The organism is Streptomyces luteireticuli (genome assembly GCF_041519305.1).
Taxonomy (GTDB): Bacteria; Actinomycetota; Actinomycetes; order Streptomycetales; family Streptomycetaceae; genus Streptomyces; species Streptomyces luteireticuli.
On sequence record NZ_CP167927.1, the window covers coordinates 6,680,741 to 6,694,237 of the forward strand.

Consider the following 13,497-nt stretch of genomic DNA (forward strand, 5'->3'; position numbering starts at 1 on the left):
GTGCGGTGGACAGGGCCCGCCCGTGGCCGGGTCCGGTCAGAGTACGGCCTCCTCGTAAAGCGCGTCCACTTCCGTCGCGTACACCTTCTCTATGGCCTTGCGCTTGAGCTTCAGGGTCGGGGTCAGCAGCCCCTGCCCCTCGGTGAACCGGCCGGTGAGGATCCGGAAGGTGCGGACCGACTCGGCCGGGGGGAGGCCGGCGTTGGCCGCCACCACCGCCTCCCGGATCTCCGCCTCCAGCCCGGTGTCGCGCACCAGTTGGGCCAGGGGAAGCAGGGGTCTGCCGCGCAGCGCCAGCCAGTGCGCCACCTCCGCCCGGTCCAGGGTCACCAGGGCCGCGAGGTACGGGCGGCCGTTGCCGACGACCAGGCAGCGGTCGACGAGGGGGTGGGCGCGCACCCGGTCCTCCAGCGCCGAGGGCTGCACGCTCGCGCCGTCCGCGGTCACCAGGACCTCGCTCCGGCGGCCGCCGACGGTCAGATAGCCCTCCTCGTCGAGGGCGCCGAGGTCGCCGGTGGCCAGCCAACCGTCGTACAGCACCGCCCCGGTGGCGCGCGGGTCGTCCAGATAGCCGGAGAAGACCTGGGGGCCGCTCAGCCACACCTCGCCGTCCGGCGCTATCCGCACGCCCGTCCCGGGGACCGGCCGGCCGACCGTGCCGAACCGGGGGCGGTCCGGGGGATTGGCGGTCGCCGCGCCCGTGGTCTCCGTCAGCCCGTAGCCCTCGATGACGGTGATGCCGGCGCCCGCGAAGAACAGGCCCAGGCGGCGGTCCAGGGAGGAACCGCCCGAGAGCGCGAAGCGCAGCCTGCCGCCCAGGGATTCGCGGATCTTGGAGTAGACGAGCTTGTCGAAGACCTGGCGCTGGACGCGCAGCGCGGTGCCCGGCCCCGGGCCGGTGCCGAAGGAACGGTCCTCCAGGGCACCGGCGTAGCGGACGGCGACCTCGGCGGCCTTCTCGAAGGGGCGCTCCTTCCCGGCCCGTTCCGCCTCCCGGCGGGCGGTGGAGTAGACCTTCTCGAAGAGGTGGGGGACCGTGCAGACGGCCGTCGGGCGGAAGGACCGCAGGTCGGCGAGGAGCGCCTCCTGCGACCTCCTGGTCCGGTGCCCCAGCCGGATCCCGGCGCGCACTGACGCCACCTGCACCATCCGTCCCAGGACATGGGCGAGGGGCAGCGCCAGCAGCAGGGCGGGGTCCTCCCCGGGGGGCCGGAAGACGGGGGCCAGGCCGCGGACGATGTTGTCGGTCTCGGCCATGAGGTTGGCGTGGGTGAGGACGCAGGCCTTGGGGCGGCCGGTGGTGCCGGGGGTGTAGATCACGGTGGCCGGTGAGGCGGGGGTGACGGCGGAGCGGCGCCGGTGCACCTCCGTGTCCGGGATGCCGGCGCCCGCCGCGCCCAGTTCACCGGCGGCGTCCGCGTCCAGCTGCCAGAGGCGGACGAGGCGGGGCAGCCGGTCGATGACCGAGCCGACGGTCATGGCGTGGTCCCCGTGCTCGACGACGCAGGCGGTGGCGCCCGCGTCGTGCAGGGTCCAGTAGACCTGCTCGGCCGAGGAGGCGGGGTAGAGCGGGACGGACTGGGCGCCGACGCACCACAGGGCGAAGTCGAAAAGCGTCCACTCGTAGCGCGTGCGGGACATCAGCGCGACCCGGTCGCCGTCGCGGACGCCCTGGGCGAGCAGGCCCTTGGCGACGGCCAGGACCTCGTCGCGGAACGCGCCCGCGGTCACGTCCTGCCACGCACCCTCCGCCCTGCGGCCGAAGGCGACCCGGTCCGGGGCCTCGGCGGCGTGCTCGAACACGATGTCCGCCAGACCGCCGGCGGACGGGGCCGGTGCCAGCGGCGGGACGGTGAACTCGCGCAAATTCTCGCTCCTCGCGACGCTCCGCACAGCGCCGGTGACCGTACCCGATCCCGCTCCGGCGAATCCTCGGTACCGGAAGGCGGACGGGAAGTGCCCGATCCGGGCGGATTGTTGTGCACGGTGTGTCAGGTCCGCAGGTGGCGGGGGCGGTGGGAGTGGCGCGGGTGGTCGTCAGACGGGGTCCGCCGTGGTGTGCAGCCGGTCCCCGGCGGCCAGGACGGCCCTGGCGAGCGCGTCCGCGCTGCCGCGCGCCGCGTCGTCCCGCCCGGGGGCGGCGCCGTGCAGCAGCACCACGTCGATGCCGCCCAGCTCGGGCAGTCCGGCGCGGGCCGGTATGCGCACCAGGCCCGGCGGGATCATGCCGCTGGTGTGGGCCATCACGCCCAGCCCGGCGCGGGCCGCGGCGACCAGGCCGTTGAGGCTGCGGCTGGTGCACACCACCCGCCAGGGACGGCCGTGCCGCTCCAGCACCTCCAGGGCGCGCGCCCGGGTCACGGCCGGGGGCGGGAAGGCCACCAGGGGCAGGGGCCGGTGCGCGTCCAGGCGCAGCCGTTCGCTGCCGATCCACACCAGACGGTCGCGCCAGACGAGCTGCCCGTGCGGCTGGTGGGGGTGGCGCTTGACCAGGACGAGGTCGAAACGGCCGGAGGCCAGCTGCTCGTGCAGGGTCTCCGAGAGGTCGACCGTCAGCTCCAGCTCGACCTCCGGGTGGTCGCGGCGGAAGGCCTCCAGCACCTCCGGGAGCCGGGTCAGCACGAAGTCCTCCGAGGCGCCGAACCGGAGCCGGCCGCGCGGCCGGGTGCCCGCGAACCAGGACGCCGCCCGCTCGTTGGCCTCCAGGATCGTCCGGGCGAACCCCAGCATCGCCTCGCCGTCCTCGGTCAGCGCCACGCTGTGGGTGTCCCGGGCGAACAGCTGACGGCCGGCCGCCTCCTCCAGTCTGCGCACCTGCTGGCTGACGGTGGACTGGCGCAGGCCCAGGCGGTGGGCGGCCTGGGTGAAGCTGAGCGTCTGGGCCACGGTGAGGAACGTCCGCAGATGAGTGGGCTCGAACATATTTCCAGACTAGGCGGTCATCGCAGTCCGTGATGACAGTCAGCGTGCTGAACGGGGTTCCCGATGAGCCCAGGTCAGCGGCAGGCTGGCAGTCATGCCACGACCCGCCTTCCTCAGCCGTTTCCCCCTCGATCCCTATATAGCCGCCCTGCTGGGCACCGTCCTGCTGGCCGTGCTGCTGCCCGCCCGCGGACAGGCCGCCACCGTCGCCGACGGAGCCGCCAAGGTCGTGGTGGCGATGCTCTTCTTCCTCTACGGGGCCCGGCTCTCCACCAAGGAGGCCGTGGCGGGCCTGCGGCACTGGCGGCTGCATCTCACCGTCCTCGCCTGCACCTTCGTGGTCTTCCCGCTGCTCGGGCTGGCCGCCGGCGGCCTTGTGCCCCATGTCCTCACCCCCCGACTCCACGACGGACTGCTCTTCCTCTGCCTGGTGCCCTCCACCGTCCAGTCGTCGATCGCCTTCACCTCCATGGCACGCGGCAACGTGGCGGCCGCCATCTGCGCCGGCTCCTTCTCGAGCATCGTGGGCATCGTCCTGACCCCGCTGCTCGCAGCGGCCCTGCTCGGCAACAGCGGGGCCGGTTTCTCCCTGGACTCGCTGCTGTCGATCGTGTCCCAGCTGCTGGTGCCCTTCCTCGCCGGGCAACTGCTCCGCCGCTGGGTCGGCGGCTTCCTCGGCCGCCACCGGACGGTGCTGGGGCGGGTCGACCGTGCGTCCGTGCTGCTGGTGGTCTACGCGGCCTTCAGCGCCGGCATGGTGCGCGGGATCTGGCACCAGGTCACCCCGTGGCGGCTGCTGGCCCTGCTGGGGGTGGAGGCCGTGCTGCTGGCGTTCATGCTCACCCTCACCACCTATGGGACCCGCCGGATGGGCTTCCCCCGCGAGGACCGGATCGCGATCGTCTTCGCGGGCTCCAAGAAGAGCCTGGCAGCCGGACTGCCCATGGCCACCGTCCTGTTCGGGGCGGACGCCAGCCTGGCCGTGCTGCCGCTGATGCTCTTCCACCAACTCCAGCTGATGGTCTGCGCCGTGCTCGCCAAGCGGTACGGACGCGAGGCCGCCGCGACGGCCGTCCCCTCCATGCCCGCCCCCTCCGCGCCTTCCGGGGGAGCGGTGGTGTCCGCCAACGCCCCGGCCGAACAGGCCGGTTGACGGGGAGCCGCCGACGGCGGGGGTCGGGCGGCCCCGGTCCGGGCCGTCACCGGACCGCTCCGTCCACGCGGTCGAGCGGCAGCCACAGCACCGTGTCGCGCGGGGCGGGCGGCAGGCCCCCGGAACCGTCGGCCCGGGCGAGCTCCGCGTCCGACAGGGCCCGGCGATGGACCCGCACATCGTCCAGATCACCGGTCAGGAAGGCCCGGCCGTCGGGCCGTTGGGCCAGGTGCACCCCGAAGGTCGTGGTCCTGCTGACCGACCCCGGGACACCGGGTGCGGTGGCGGAGACGCCGTCCACGGTGAGCACGATCCGGCCGCCGGCCCGGCGCAGCGTCATCCGGTGCCACGCCCCGTCGTCATAGCGGCCGGGCACCGACACCTGCGCCGTCCGGGCCGGGCCCGGCCCCGCGACGGCGGTCACCCGGCCGGTGACGCGCCCCGCCTCCGGCTCCCCGAACAGCGCCACCTGCGGGGCCCCGCCGACCCCGCCCATCCAGAGGAAGGGCTGCTCGCCGCGGCGCGGACCGGGACCGTAGCGGAACCACAGGGAGGCGGTGAAGTCGCCCGCCCCGAGCGGGAGGGCGGTCCGGTAGGGGAGTCGTAGGGCATCGCCGCCGCCGGCCGCGGGGGCGGCCGCCGGAATCCCCGCTGCCGGACCGTCCTCCTGCGCGTACGCGTACTCACCGCCGGGCCTGCCGCCGTCGCCGGTCCGGGCCCCCGGCGGATGTCCCCCGGCGAAGCGCAGTCCGCCGCCGGACCGCCCGTCCACCGGCCGGGGGCGGCCGAGCACCACCGCTCCCCGGGCCCCCGGGGCCCGGTCCGGTGTCGTCGGGCCCGGTCCGCGGCGCGGGCCCAGCCAGTCCTCGGTGAAGCGGGCGAAGCGGATCTCCTGGCGGGCGTCCCTCCGCCCCGCCTCGTAGAGCAGGCCCACCGCGCCCGGGCCGGCCGGCGCCATGTCCGAGTAACCGGACCAGTCGGCGGTGACCGTACGGCCCCGCTCGACGTCCTCCCAGGTGCGCCCCTGGTCGTAGGAGGAGCGGACGGTCATCGTCCGGCGCCGGTCGGGATCGGCCGGCGCCGCGAACAGCCAGCGGCCCGGTCTCAGCGGCAGCACGGCGCCCTGCACCGTGGGCGTGTACAGATCGGGCAGGGCCCGGAACGGGGCGGCGAAGGTGCGGCCCCCGTCGCGGCTGACGGCGTCGTCGCGGTTGCCGAGGTCCGTGCCGTTCTGCTCGCGCCCGTTGACGTACACCGTGCCGTCCTCCCGCTCCGCCAGGGTGAGTTCCGACGGCCGCTGCCGGTAGGTGCCGTCCCGGGCGACGGGGTGGGTGTCCATCGCGCCGAGCCGCCAGTGGCCGCCTCCGTCGTCGCTGTAGGCCAGGGCCGCATGGCCCGCGGTGAGCCGGGTGCCGTCGTGGCTCTCCGCGTTGACGCCGACCAGGAGCCTGCCCCGGTGCGGTCCGTGGGCGAGCTGGATGCCGTGGCCGGGGCCCGTGGCGTACCAGGAGTTCCAGCCGCGCGGCCGCAGGCCGGAGGTCAGGTCGGCGGGGGCGGACCAGCCGGTGCCGTCGGTGTCGCTGTACTGGAGGTGGGGGACGCGGTCGCAGGGGACCGCGCAGCTCTCCGCGTCCGGACGGCCCCGGTTGGAGGTGGTGACCAGCAGGATCCGCCCGGTGCCGCGGTCCACGACGGGCGCCGGGTTGCCATAGGTGTCCCCGCCTCCCGCACCGACGACCCGCAGCGGGCCCCAGGTGCGGCCGCCGTCGGTGGACCGTTTGAGGACGATGTCGATGTCGGTGGCGTCGCCGCAGTTGTGCCGTCTGCCCTCGGCGAACGCGAGGACGGTCTCCCTGGTGGTGGTGACCAGCGCGGGGATGCGGAAGCAGGCGTAGCCGTGGCCCGGTTCGCGCCGGGCGTCGAACAGGACATGTTCCTCGAACTCCCCCCGGTGCGGGGTGGTTTCCGCCGGCCCGGTGCGGGCCGCCGCCGCAGGGGGGAGGGGGAGGAGCGCGAGCAGCAGTGCTCCTGCCAGCGCCGCCTCCGCCGTCCTTCCGGGCGCTCTTCGGCGTCTGGGGCGGGCCGGGCGGATGGACGGCAGTGGGGTGTGAGGCCGTCCGGGACGGCGGAGTGGGGTGGTGGGGCGTCCGGGAGAGCGCCGGACGGTCGACCGCGGTGCCATGGCCCGTTCCTTTGCGCGTCGGGGCAGGTCGTGACGTGACGTGACGTGACGTTACGTGGCGTGACGTGGCAGGGGCTGCCGGGCGGGAGCGGACGGAGCGTGCGCGGTGAACTCCCGTGTCCGGGGCGGTCACCGTACACGGCCCTTCCTCCCGCAAGGACCATGAAGCAGCACCGCGCCCGAGGATCGCGGGAGTCACACGGGACGCAGCACCACCTTGCCCTGATTGGCGCGCGACTCGATGATCTCGTGCGCCTTCGCCGCGTCCTCCAGGGGGAGCTCCGCGTGGATGCGCGGCCGCAGCCGGCCGTCGGCGGTCATGGCCCAGAGCTCCCGCCGCCACCGCTCCATCAGCTCAGGCTGGTGACGGGCTATCAGCGCCATCTGGAATCCGATGACCGATTTCGCGCCCACCAGCAGGTCGTACGCTTGGACGCTCCCTCCGCCCGAGCTGTAGGCCACCAGGCGCCCGCCCGGGGCGAGGGCGGCCACCGCGGGGGAGAGGAGCTCCCCGCCGACGGCGTCCAGCACGATGTCCACCGGCTCTCCCCAGGACTCCTGCCCGTAGACGACGACCTCGTCCGCGCCCAGCGAGCGGACGAAATCCGCCTTGGCCGGGGACCCGACGGCGGCCACCACACGGCTCGCACCACGTGCCTTGGCGATCTGGAGGGCGAGGTGCCCCACGCCGCTCGCCGCGCCGGTGACGAGGACCGACTCACCCTCGGCGGGCCGGGCCGCCTCGTACGCCCCCAGGGCGACCAGGCCGCAGCGCACCAGGGCGACGGCCTGGGCGGAGCTCGCCCCGCCGGGGATCCGCGAGGCCATCGAGGTGTGCAGGACCGAGTGGTCGGCATAGCCGTCGCCGAAGCAGAGGCCGGTGACGCGCTCGCCGACCAGGAAGCCGGTGACGTCCGGGCCCATGGCGACGATCTCTCCGGCCACCTCGCCCCCGAGGCTCGCGGGCAGCGGCTGCCCGCCCTCGCGGACCTTGCGCACCACGGGCAGGGTGACGCCCACCGCCTCGGTGCGCAGGAGCAGCTCGCCCGGGCCGGGCCGGGGGACCTCGGTCTCCTCGACGCGCAGGACCTCGGGGCCGCCGTTCTGGTGATAGCGGACACGACGCATGGTGCACCTCCACAGGGATGGCTTTGCCAGGACTGTTCGTTGGGATCCCCAACGGCTACGACGATACCGAACTGCGTTGGGAAGTCCAATGGTTTTTCATGGGGAATCCCAACGGGTTTTTCGCTACCCTCGACCCATGGCACACACCGACGCCCGCGCGGCCGGAGAGCCGGCCCTCGCCCACATCCAGACCCTGCCCAGCTGGCTGCTCAACCGCGCCTCGGCGCGCGGGCGGCGGCTCGTCTCCGACGCCCTCGCCCGGGACGGCCTGCGCATGCCCCACCATGCGGTCCTCTCCGCCGTGGCGGACCTCGGCCCGGTGGCCCAGGCCGAGCTGGGCCGCACCACCGGCTTCGACCCCAAGGACATGGTCGGCATCCTCAACGACCTCCAGGCCGAGGACCTCGTCACCCGCGCCCCCGATCCCGCCGACCGCCGCAAGAACGCCATCACCCTCACCGAGGAGGGCCGCCGCCGCCTCGGCCGGCTCACGGAGCTCGGCGACGAGGCCAACGAGGCCCTGCTGGCCGCCCTTTCGCCGGCCGAGCGCCGGCTCTTCCTCGCCCTGCTCGCGCGGATAGTCGACGAGGGCTGACGGCCGGCCGGCGAGGGCCCGCGTGCCTCGCGGCCGGAGCGGGGCGGGAGGCGCACGGGGGGTGCGCGGGAGGCGCGCGGGAGGGGGTGCCGGCCATTCCCCGAAAGTCCCGTCGTCCCCCGCGCGGATCTGGTGGGATGGCCTTCGCCGACGGGCGGGTGTGGAGGAGGGGTGGTGTCAGTGGTCCGGGACCGCGGAGGCCTCGGCGGGCTCGTGACGGGGCGGGTCGTTCCCCCGGGCAAACGGTGCGTATCCCGTGGGGAGTTGGAGAGCTCCCGTGCCGGGGGGCGCCCGGCCGGTCCACAGAGGGGGCGCGCATGACCCCGCACCAGCCGCCCCCCCTCCAGCAGCTGCACTACTCCCGCTCGTCCCCGGACTCGGCCCCCCGCTTCACCGCCGCAGGCCCCGACCTGCCCGCCCTCCTCCTCGGCGAGATCGAGCCACTGCTCACCTACGAGCCACTGGACGACTGCGAGCCACCGGACGACGGACCGGGCCGGGGCGCACCAGGCGGAGCAACACCGGGCGAAGCAACACCGGGCGGAGCAGCACCGGGCGCCGGCGCACCCTGCGACGGAGCCGCACCGGCCGACGCCGCCCCGCCCGGCGAGGGCCCCCGCTTCCCCGTCGTCTTCGGCCACCACCGGCTCGCCGACGGCACCCGGCTGCTGTGCCGCGCGGTCCGCACCGGCACCGACCCCCTGGGCCGGCGCCACCCCTTCCACGCCCACGCCGTGCGCCTGCCCCCGGACGGCCCCCTGCCCGGCGGGCTGCTGCCCGTCGAGGCCTGGGAGTCCCCCTCGTGGGCCGAGCGCACCCCCGGCACCGGCACCCCCGAGCCGCTCGCCGCCCTCGCCCCGGCCCGTCGCATCACCAAGGCCGGCCTGCTGGAGTTCGTCACGGCCCGCGCGGAGCGGCTCGTCCCGTTCCTCACCGATGTACGGACCCTCTTCCGCAGGCCCGACGCGCCCCAACTCCTCGTCATCGAGAGGGACACGGGCCGCATCGCCCACTGGATCGCCGTCGCCAGCGCCGTCCTGCCGCGCGACCTCGCCCACCGGCTCACCTTCACCACCTACACCCGCCGCCCCCTGCTCGCCCGGCAGCAGATCGTCGGGGCCCTGCCGGGCTCGGAGTTCGACTACGCCCATGTGGCCGGCGACCGCCGGTACCGCGTCCACGACTGCGCGGGCGGCCACTCCAGCCCCGCCCGTGACGAGCCCGATCCCTGGGCCTCCGTCGCCGCCCGCGTCCTGCTCGCGGACCGGCCCGCGCTGTTCACGGAGGCCGCCAGGTTCCGCACCGCGGCCGACCGGGACGCGACGCACGACGCCGGCCGCCTCGCCGCCCTGGCCCTCTGCGAGGGCATCCCGCTGGACGCGGCCGGCCGGACCGCGGCGGCCCGCTGGGCCCGCTTCCGCGCCTCCGCCGACCGCCGCGAGCCCAATCCGCTGCTCGCCCCGCTGCTGCGGGCCCTGGCGGTGGCGGGCCCGGACCGCCCGCCGGAGGAGTGGGCGGCCCTCGCCGAACTCGCCGAGTTCTTCGCCCCCTTGGCCTCCCGCACCCCTGGCGCCCAGCTCCGCCGCGACCTGCGCGCCGAGCTGGACCGCGCGGCCCCGGGGGAGCCCCTCGCCCGGGTGCTGGCCCTCGCCCGCCTCGCCGAGGCGCTGCGCGCCGACCACACCCCCGTCCTCACCGCCCGCCTCAGCGCCGCCCTGCTCGGTGACGCCGCCCCGGACCGCGACGCGGTGTGGGCCGCCGTCACCGCCCACCCCGGGCTCACCGCCGCCGTCCTCGGCACCCTGGAGCGCACCGCGGCGACGGGCGACCCGGCGTCCGTCGTCCACCTGCTCACCGGTGGCTTCCCGGCCGCCGACCTCCAGCGGCTCCCGCACCTGCGCATGGCCGCCGCCCTGGCCGACGGCTCCCTCCCGCGCCCCCGCCGCAGCCCGGACGACACCGGCGCCGCGCCCGGACCGAACGACCCCCGGAGCACCGGCCGTTCACCCGACCGGATCGCCTTCCTCGCCCAGCTCGTCAGAAGCGCGGGACGCGGCCAGGGCGCCAACCCCTCCGTACTGCGCACCGCCTTCCGCCTGGTCTGGGGCAGCTCCGCACCCACCCCCGCCGAGACCGCCGCACTGCTGGACGCCCTCCCCGCGGAGCGGCACCGCGCCGCTGGCCTCGACGACGTGCTCGTCCGGTCCGCCCTGGACAGCGCGCCCGACGACGCCGAGGCGCCGGCCGTGGCCAGGATCCTGGTCCTGCGCTGCGGCCCCCGGCTCGACCCGCGCCGGCACGCCGCGCTGCTCCTCCTCGACCAGGCGGGCGCCATCGACGACGGCCAGGAGGTCGCCGGCTTCACGGCCCGCGCCCTGTCCCTGCGCGCGCAGGCCCGCCCCCTGGAGCCCGGTATCGAGGACCGGCTGCGCCATGTCCTCGTCCGCAGACTGCTGTTCGGCGACCCCTGCCCCGACGAGCTGGCCGAGCTCGCCGCGTCCGGCGACGAGGAACTGCTGGGCGCCTATGCCCACGAGGCCCGCGGCGGGGGAGTGGACCTCGCGCTGCGCCGCACCCCCGCGTTCGCCGCCGCCTGCTTCACGGCCTGGTACACGGCCCCCGGCGTGAGCGCCCTCTGGGACGAGCTCCGTACCGGCCTGCTCGACGAGGTGCTGCGCCCCGCCATGCGCTTCCTCCCCCGGGAGCAGCTCGACGAGATCCAGCAGGTCCTCTACGAACAGGACCCGTCCTGGGAGGAGTTGTTCCAGGAGTGGAACAGGCGCCCCGGCGTCCTGGGCCGGCTCGGCGCGCTGCGCCGGTCCTCCCGCGGGGAGCGCAGGGCCGACTGAGGGGAAGGAGGTCACGGCAGCACGATGCGCTCTGAGGGGAAGGAGGTCACGGCAGCACGATGCGCTCCTCCCCGGCGTAGACGTTCATCGACGCCCCGCGCAGGAAGCCCACCAGCGTCATCCCCGTCTCCGCCGCCAGGTCGACCGCCAGTGACGAGGGGGCCGAGACGGCGGCCAGGACGGGTATGCCGGCCATCACGGCCTTCTGGGCGAGTTCGAAGGACGCCCTCCCGGAGACCAGCAGGACCGTTCCGGCGAGCGGCAGAAGCCCCTCGCGCAACGCCCGCCCCACCAGCTTGTCGACGGCGTTGTGCCGGCCCACATCCTCCCGGACGTCCAGGAGTTCGCCGTCCGGGGCGAAGAGCGCGGCGCCGTGCAGACCGCCGGTGCGGTCGAAGACCGTCTGGGCCGCGCGCAGCCGGTCGGGGAGTTCGGTGAGCAGCTCCGGCGCGAGGCGCAGCGGGGCGGGGCCGTCCGAGAGCGGCCAGCGCGCGGTCGTCCGCACGGCGTCCAGGCTTGCCTTGCCGCACAGGCCGCACGACGAGGTGGTGTAGACGTTGCGTTCGAGGCTGATGTCGGGGACGGGCACCCCGGGCGCGAGCCGGACGTCCACGACGTTGTAGGTGTTCCCGCTGCCGTCGGGGGACGTGGCGCCCGCGCAGTAGACGATGTTCGCGAGCTCGGCCGCGTCGCCGAGGACGCCCTCGCTCACCAGGAACCCGGCGGCGAGCGCGAAGTCGTCGCCCGGCGTGCGCATGGTGATCGCGAGCGGTTTGCCGTTCAGCCGGATCTCCAGCGGCTCCTCGGCGACCAGGGTGTCCGGGCGGGCGTTCACCGCCCCGTTGCGGATGCGGATGACGCGGCGGCGTGCGGTGACCCGTCCCATGGGTGATCAGTCCCGGTCTGTTCGGCGGCGGTGGACCGCTCCATTGTCACGGGCGTCATCGGCACGGATGCACGAACACCACCGGACCGTGCGCCCGTTACCGGAGGTCGCACGTGACGTGGGCCTCATCGCCCGCGGGCGTCCTGCCGCGTGCCGCACCGGGGACTACCGTTCGACGGGCAACGTGCTTGTTCCCCGCCCCGACTGTGCACCGAGAGCGGAGATTCCATGGCACCGACCCTCAACTCCCTGGTCCTGCGGCCCGGCGCCGAGTGGGACAGCGCCTGGCAGCGCTGTCTCGCGCTCGCCCCCGAGGCCTTCCGGGACGACCGCGTCCTCAACCTCTGGAACGGCGCCTGGCACGCGGACGGCCGTCCGCTGCCCGCCGTCAGCCCGGTCGACGGGACGCCCGTCGCGGGCCCGCCCCGGCTGGACGCGCCCGCCGCCCACCGGGCCGTACGCGCCGCGCTCGACCAGCACCGCGCCTGGCGCGAGGTGCCCCTCGCCGACCGCAAGGCCCGGGTGAGCGCCGCGCTGGACGCCCTCGACGAACACCGTGAGCTCCTCTCCCTGCTGCTCGTCTGGGAGATCGGCAAGCCCTGGCGGCTGGCCCAGGCCGATGTGGACCGGGCGATCGACGGCGTCCGCTGGTACGTGGACGGGATCGACCGCATGCTGGCCGGGCGCACCCCGCTGGCCGGGCCCGTCTCCAACATCGCCAGCTGGAACTACCCGATGAGCGTCCTCGTGCACGCCATGCTCGTCCAGGCCCTGGCGGGCAACGCGGTCGTCGCCAAGACCCCGACCGACGGCGGGCTGGCCTGCCTGACGCTGGCCAGTGCGCTGATCCACCGCGAGGGCGTCCCCGTCACGCTGGTCAGCGGCAGCGGCGGCGAGCTGTCCGAAGCGCTGGTGCGCGCGCCCGAGATCGGCTGTGTGTCCTTCGTCGGCGGCCGGGACGCCGGTGCCCGGGTGGCCACCGCCGTCGCCGACCTGGGCAAGCGGCACATCCTCGAACAGGAGGGCCTCAACACCTGGGGCATCTGGAACTTCACCGACTGGGACGCCTTCGCCCCGCAGATCCGCAAGACCTTCGACTACGCCAAGCAGCGCTGCACGGCCTACCCGCGCTTCGTCGTCCAGCGCTCCGCCTTCGCGGAGTTCCTCGCCCACTACCTCCCGGCCGTGCGCGCCGTGCGCTTCGGCCACCCGCTGGCCATCGACTGGCCCGCCGACGACCTGCCCGAGCTGGACTTCGGGCCGCTGATCAACGCGGCCAAGGCGAAGGAGCTGACGGACCAGGTCGCCGAGGCGATCGACCGGGGCGCGGTGCCGCTGCACCACGGCTCGCTCGCCGAGGGCCGCTTCCTGCCGGGGCAGGACCGCAGCGCGTACGTCCCGCCGGTCACCCTGCTCAATCCGCCCCCGTCCTCACCCCTCCACCACTCCGAGCCCTTCGGGCCCGTGGACACCATCGTCCTGGTGGACACCGAGGCCGAGCTCCTCGCCGCGATGAACGCCAGCAACGGCGCCCTGGTCGCGACCCTGTCCTGCGACGACCCGGAGACCTACGGGCGGCTGGCACCGCAGATCCGCGCCTTCAAGGTGGGCCACGGCGCGCCGCGTTCGCGCGGGGACCGGCAGGAGCTCTTCGGCGGGTTCGGGGCGTCGTGGCGGGGGGCCTTCGTCGGCGGGGACCTGCTGGTGCGGGCGGTGACCGAGGGACCGTCGGCGGACGAGCGGCTGCCGGGCAACTTCCCCGAGTACCACCTCATGCCCTGA

At 75.1% G+C, this 13,497-nt stretch carries 9 protein-coding genes; 4 read left to right on the top strand and 5 right to left on the bottom strand.

The features are described from left to right. Positions 1 to 36 precede the first annotated feature (36 nt). Together AB8735_RS30105 and AB8735_RS30110 are read right to left on the bottom strand one after the other, a co-directional pair. Positions 37 to 1,866 (bottom strand): long-chain fatty acid--CoA ligase, encoded by a 1,830-nt coding sequence (locus AB8735_RS30105; RefSeq protein WP_372410672.1) that lies wholly within the window; start codon positions 1,864 to 1,866, stop codon positions 37 to 39. A gap of 171 nt (positions 1,867 to 2,037) precedes the next feature. Next, on the bottom strand, positions 2,038 to 2,922 hold the full coding sequence (locus AB8735_RS30110; RefSeq protein ID WP_344025521.1) for a LysR substrate-binding domain-containing protein: 885 nt from the start codon (positions 2,920 to 2,922) through the stop codon (positions 2,038 to 2,040). 94 nt (positions 2,923 to 3,016) lie between these two features. Here AB8735_RS30110 and AB8735_RS30115 point away from each other — a divergent pair, with 94 nt between their 5' ends. Next, the gene (locus AB8735_RS30115; RefSeq protein ID WP_372410674.1) at positions 3,017 to 4,075 is read left to right on the top strand and encodes a bile acid:sodium symporter family protein; all 1,059 of its coding nucleotides are present in this window, start codon (positions 3,017 to 3,019) and stop codon (positions 4,073 to 4,075) included. 46 nt (positions 4,076 to 4,121) lie between these two features. On the opposite strand, the gene AB8735_RS30120 is transcribed toward AB8735_RS30115, so the two are convergent. Continuing rightward, the gene (locus AB8735_RS30120) at positions 4,122 to 6,176 is read right to left on the bottom strand and encodes an exo-alpha-sialidase (RefSeq protein WP_372411939.1); all 2,055 of its coding nucleotides are present in this window, start codon (positions 6,174 to 6,176) and stop codon (positions 4,122 to 4,124) included. Between the two features lie 276 nt (positions 6,177 to 6,452). Continuing rightward, complete coding sequence (locus AB8735_RS30125; protein ID WP_344025527.1) at positions 6,453 to 7,385, bottom strand: zinc-binding dehydrogenase; 933 nt, start codon at positions 7,383 to 7,385, stop codon at positions 6,453 to 6,455. Positions 7,386 to 7,521: 136 nt separating this feature from the next. Here AB8735_RS30125 and AB8735_RS30130 point away from each other — a divergent pair, with 136 nt between their 5' ends. Then, complete coding sequence (locus AB8735_RS30130) at positions 7,522 to 7,980, top strand: MarR family winged helix-turn-helix transcriptional regulator (RefSeq protein WP_372410676.1); 459 nt, start codon at positions 7,522 to 7,524, stop codon at positions 7,978 to 7,980. A gap of 317 nt (positions 7,981 to 8,297) precedes the next feature. After that, positions 8,298 to 10,829 (top strand): GTPase-associated protein 1-related protein, encoded by a 2,532-nt coding sequence (locus AB8735_RS30135; protein WP_372410678.1) that lies wholly within the window; start codon positions 8,298 to 8,300, stop codon positions 10,827 to 10,829. Between the two features lie 46 nt (positions 10,830 to 10,875). Here the strand turns inward: AB8735_RS30135 and fdhD are convergent, their stop codons facing one another. Then, positions 10,876 to 11,715 (bottom strand): formate dehydrogenase accessory sulfurtransferase FdhD, encoded by an 840-nt coding sequence (gene fdhD / locus AB8735_RS30140; protein ID WP_372410680.1) that lies wholly within the window; start codon positions 11,713 to 11,715, stop codon positions 10,876 to 10,878. A gap of 228 nt (positions 11,716 to 11,943) precedes the next feature. Between fdhD and AB8735_RS30145 the strand changes: the two genes are divergently transcribed. After that, positions 11,944 to 13,497 carry an aldehyde dehydrogenase family protein gene (locus tag AB8735_RS30145; protein ID WP_344025536.1) on the top strand — a complete coding sequence of 518 codons (1,554 nt, stop codon included), beginning with the start codon at positions 11,944 to 11,946 and terminating at the stop codon, positions 13,495 to 13,497.

Excerpts from the sequence above, each read along its gene's own strand:
- AB8735_RS30110 (WP_344025521.1), bottom strand. The coding sequence starts at position 2,922 with ATGTTCGAGCCCACTCATCTGCGGACGTTCCTCACCGTGGCCCAGACG.
- AB8735_RS30115 (WP_372410674.1), top strand. The coding sequence starts at position 3,017 with ATGCCACGACCCGCCTTCCTCAGCCGTTTCCCCCTCGATCCCTATATA.
- AB8735_RS30125 (WP_344025527.1), bottom strand. The coding sequence starts at position 7,385 with ATGCGTCGTGTCCGCTATCACCAGAACGGCGGCCCCGAGGTCCTGCGC.
- AB8735_RS30130 (WP_372410676.1), top strand. The coding sequence starts at position 7,522 with ATGGCACACACCGACGCCCGCGCGGCCGGAGAGCCGGCCCTCGCCCAC.
- AB8735_RS30135 (WP_372410678.1), top strand. The coding sequence starts at position 8,298 with ATGACCCCGCACCAGCCGCCCCCCCTCCAGCAGCTGCACTACTCCCGC.
- fdhD (WP_372410680.1), bottom strand. The coding sequence starts at position 11,715 with ATGGGACGGGTCACCGCACGCCGCCGCGTCATCCGCATCCGCAACGGG.
- AB8735_RS30145 (WP_344025536.1), top strand. The coding sequence starts at position 11,944 with ATGGCACCGACCCTCAACTCCCTGGTCCTGCGGCCCGGCGCCGAGTGG.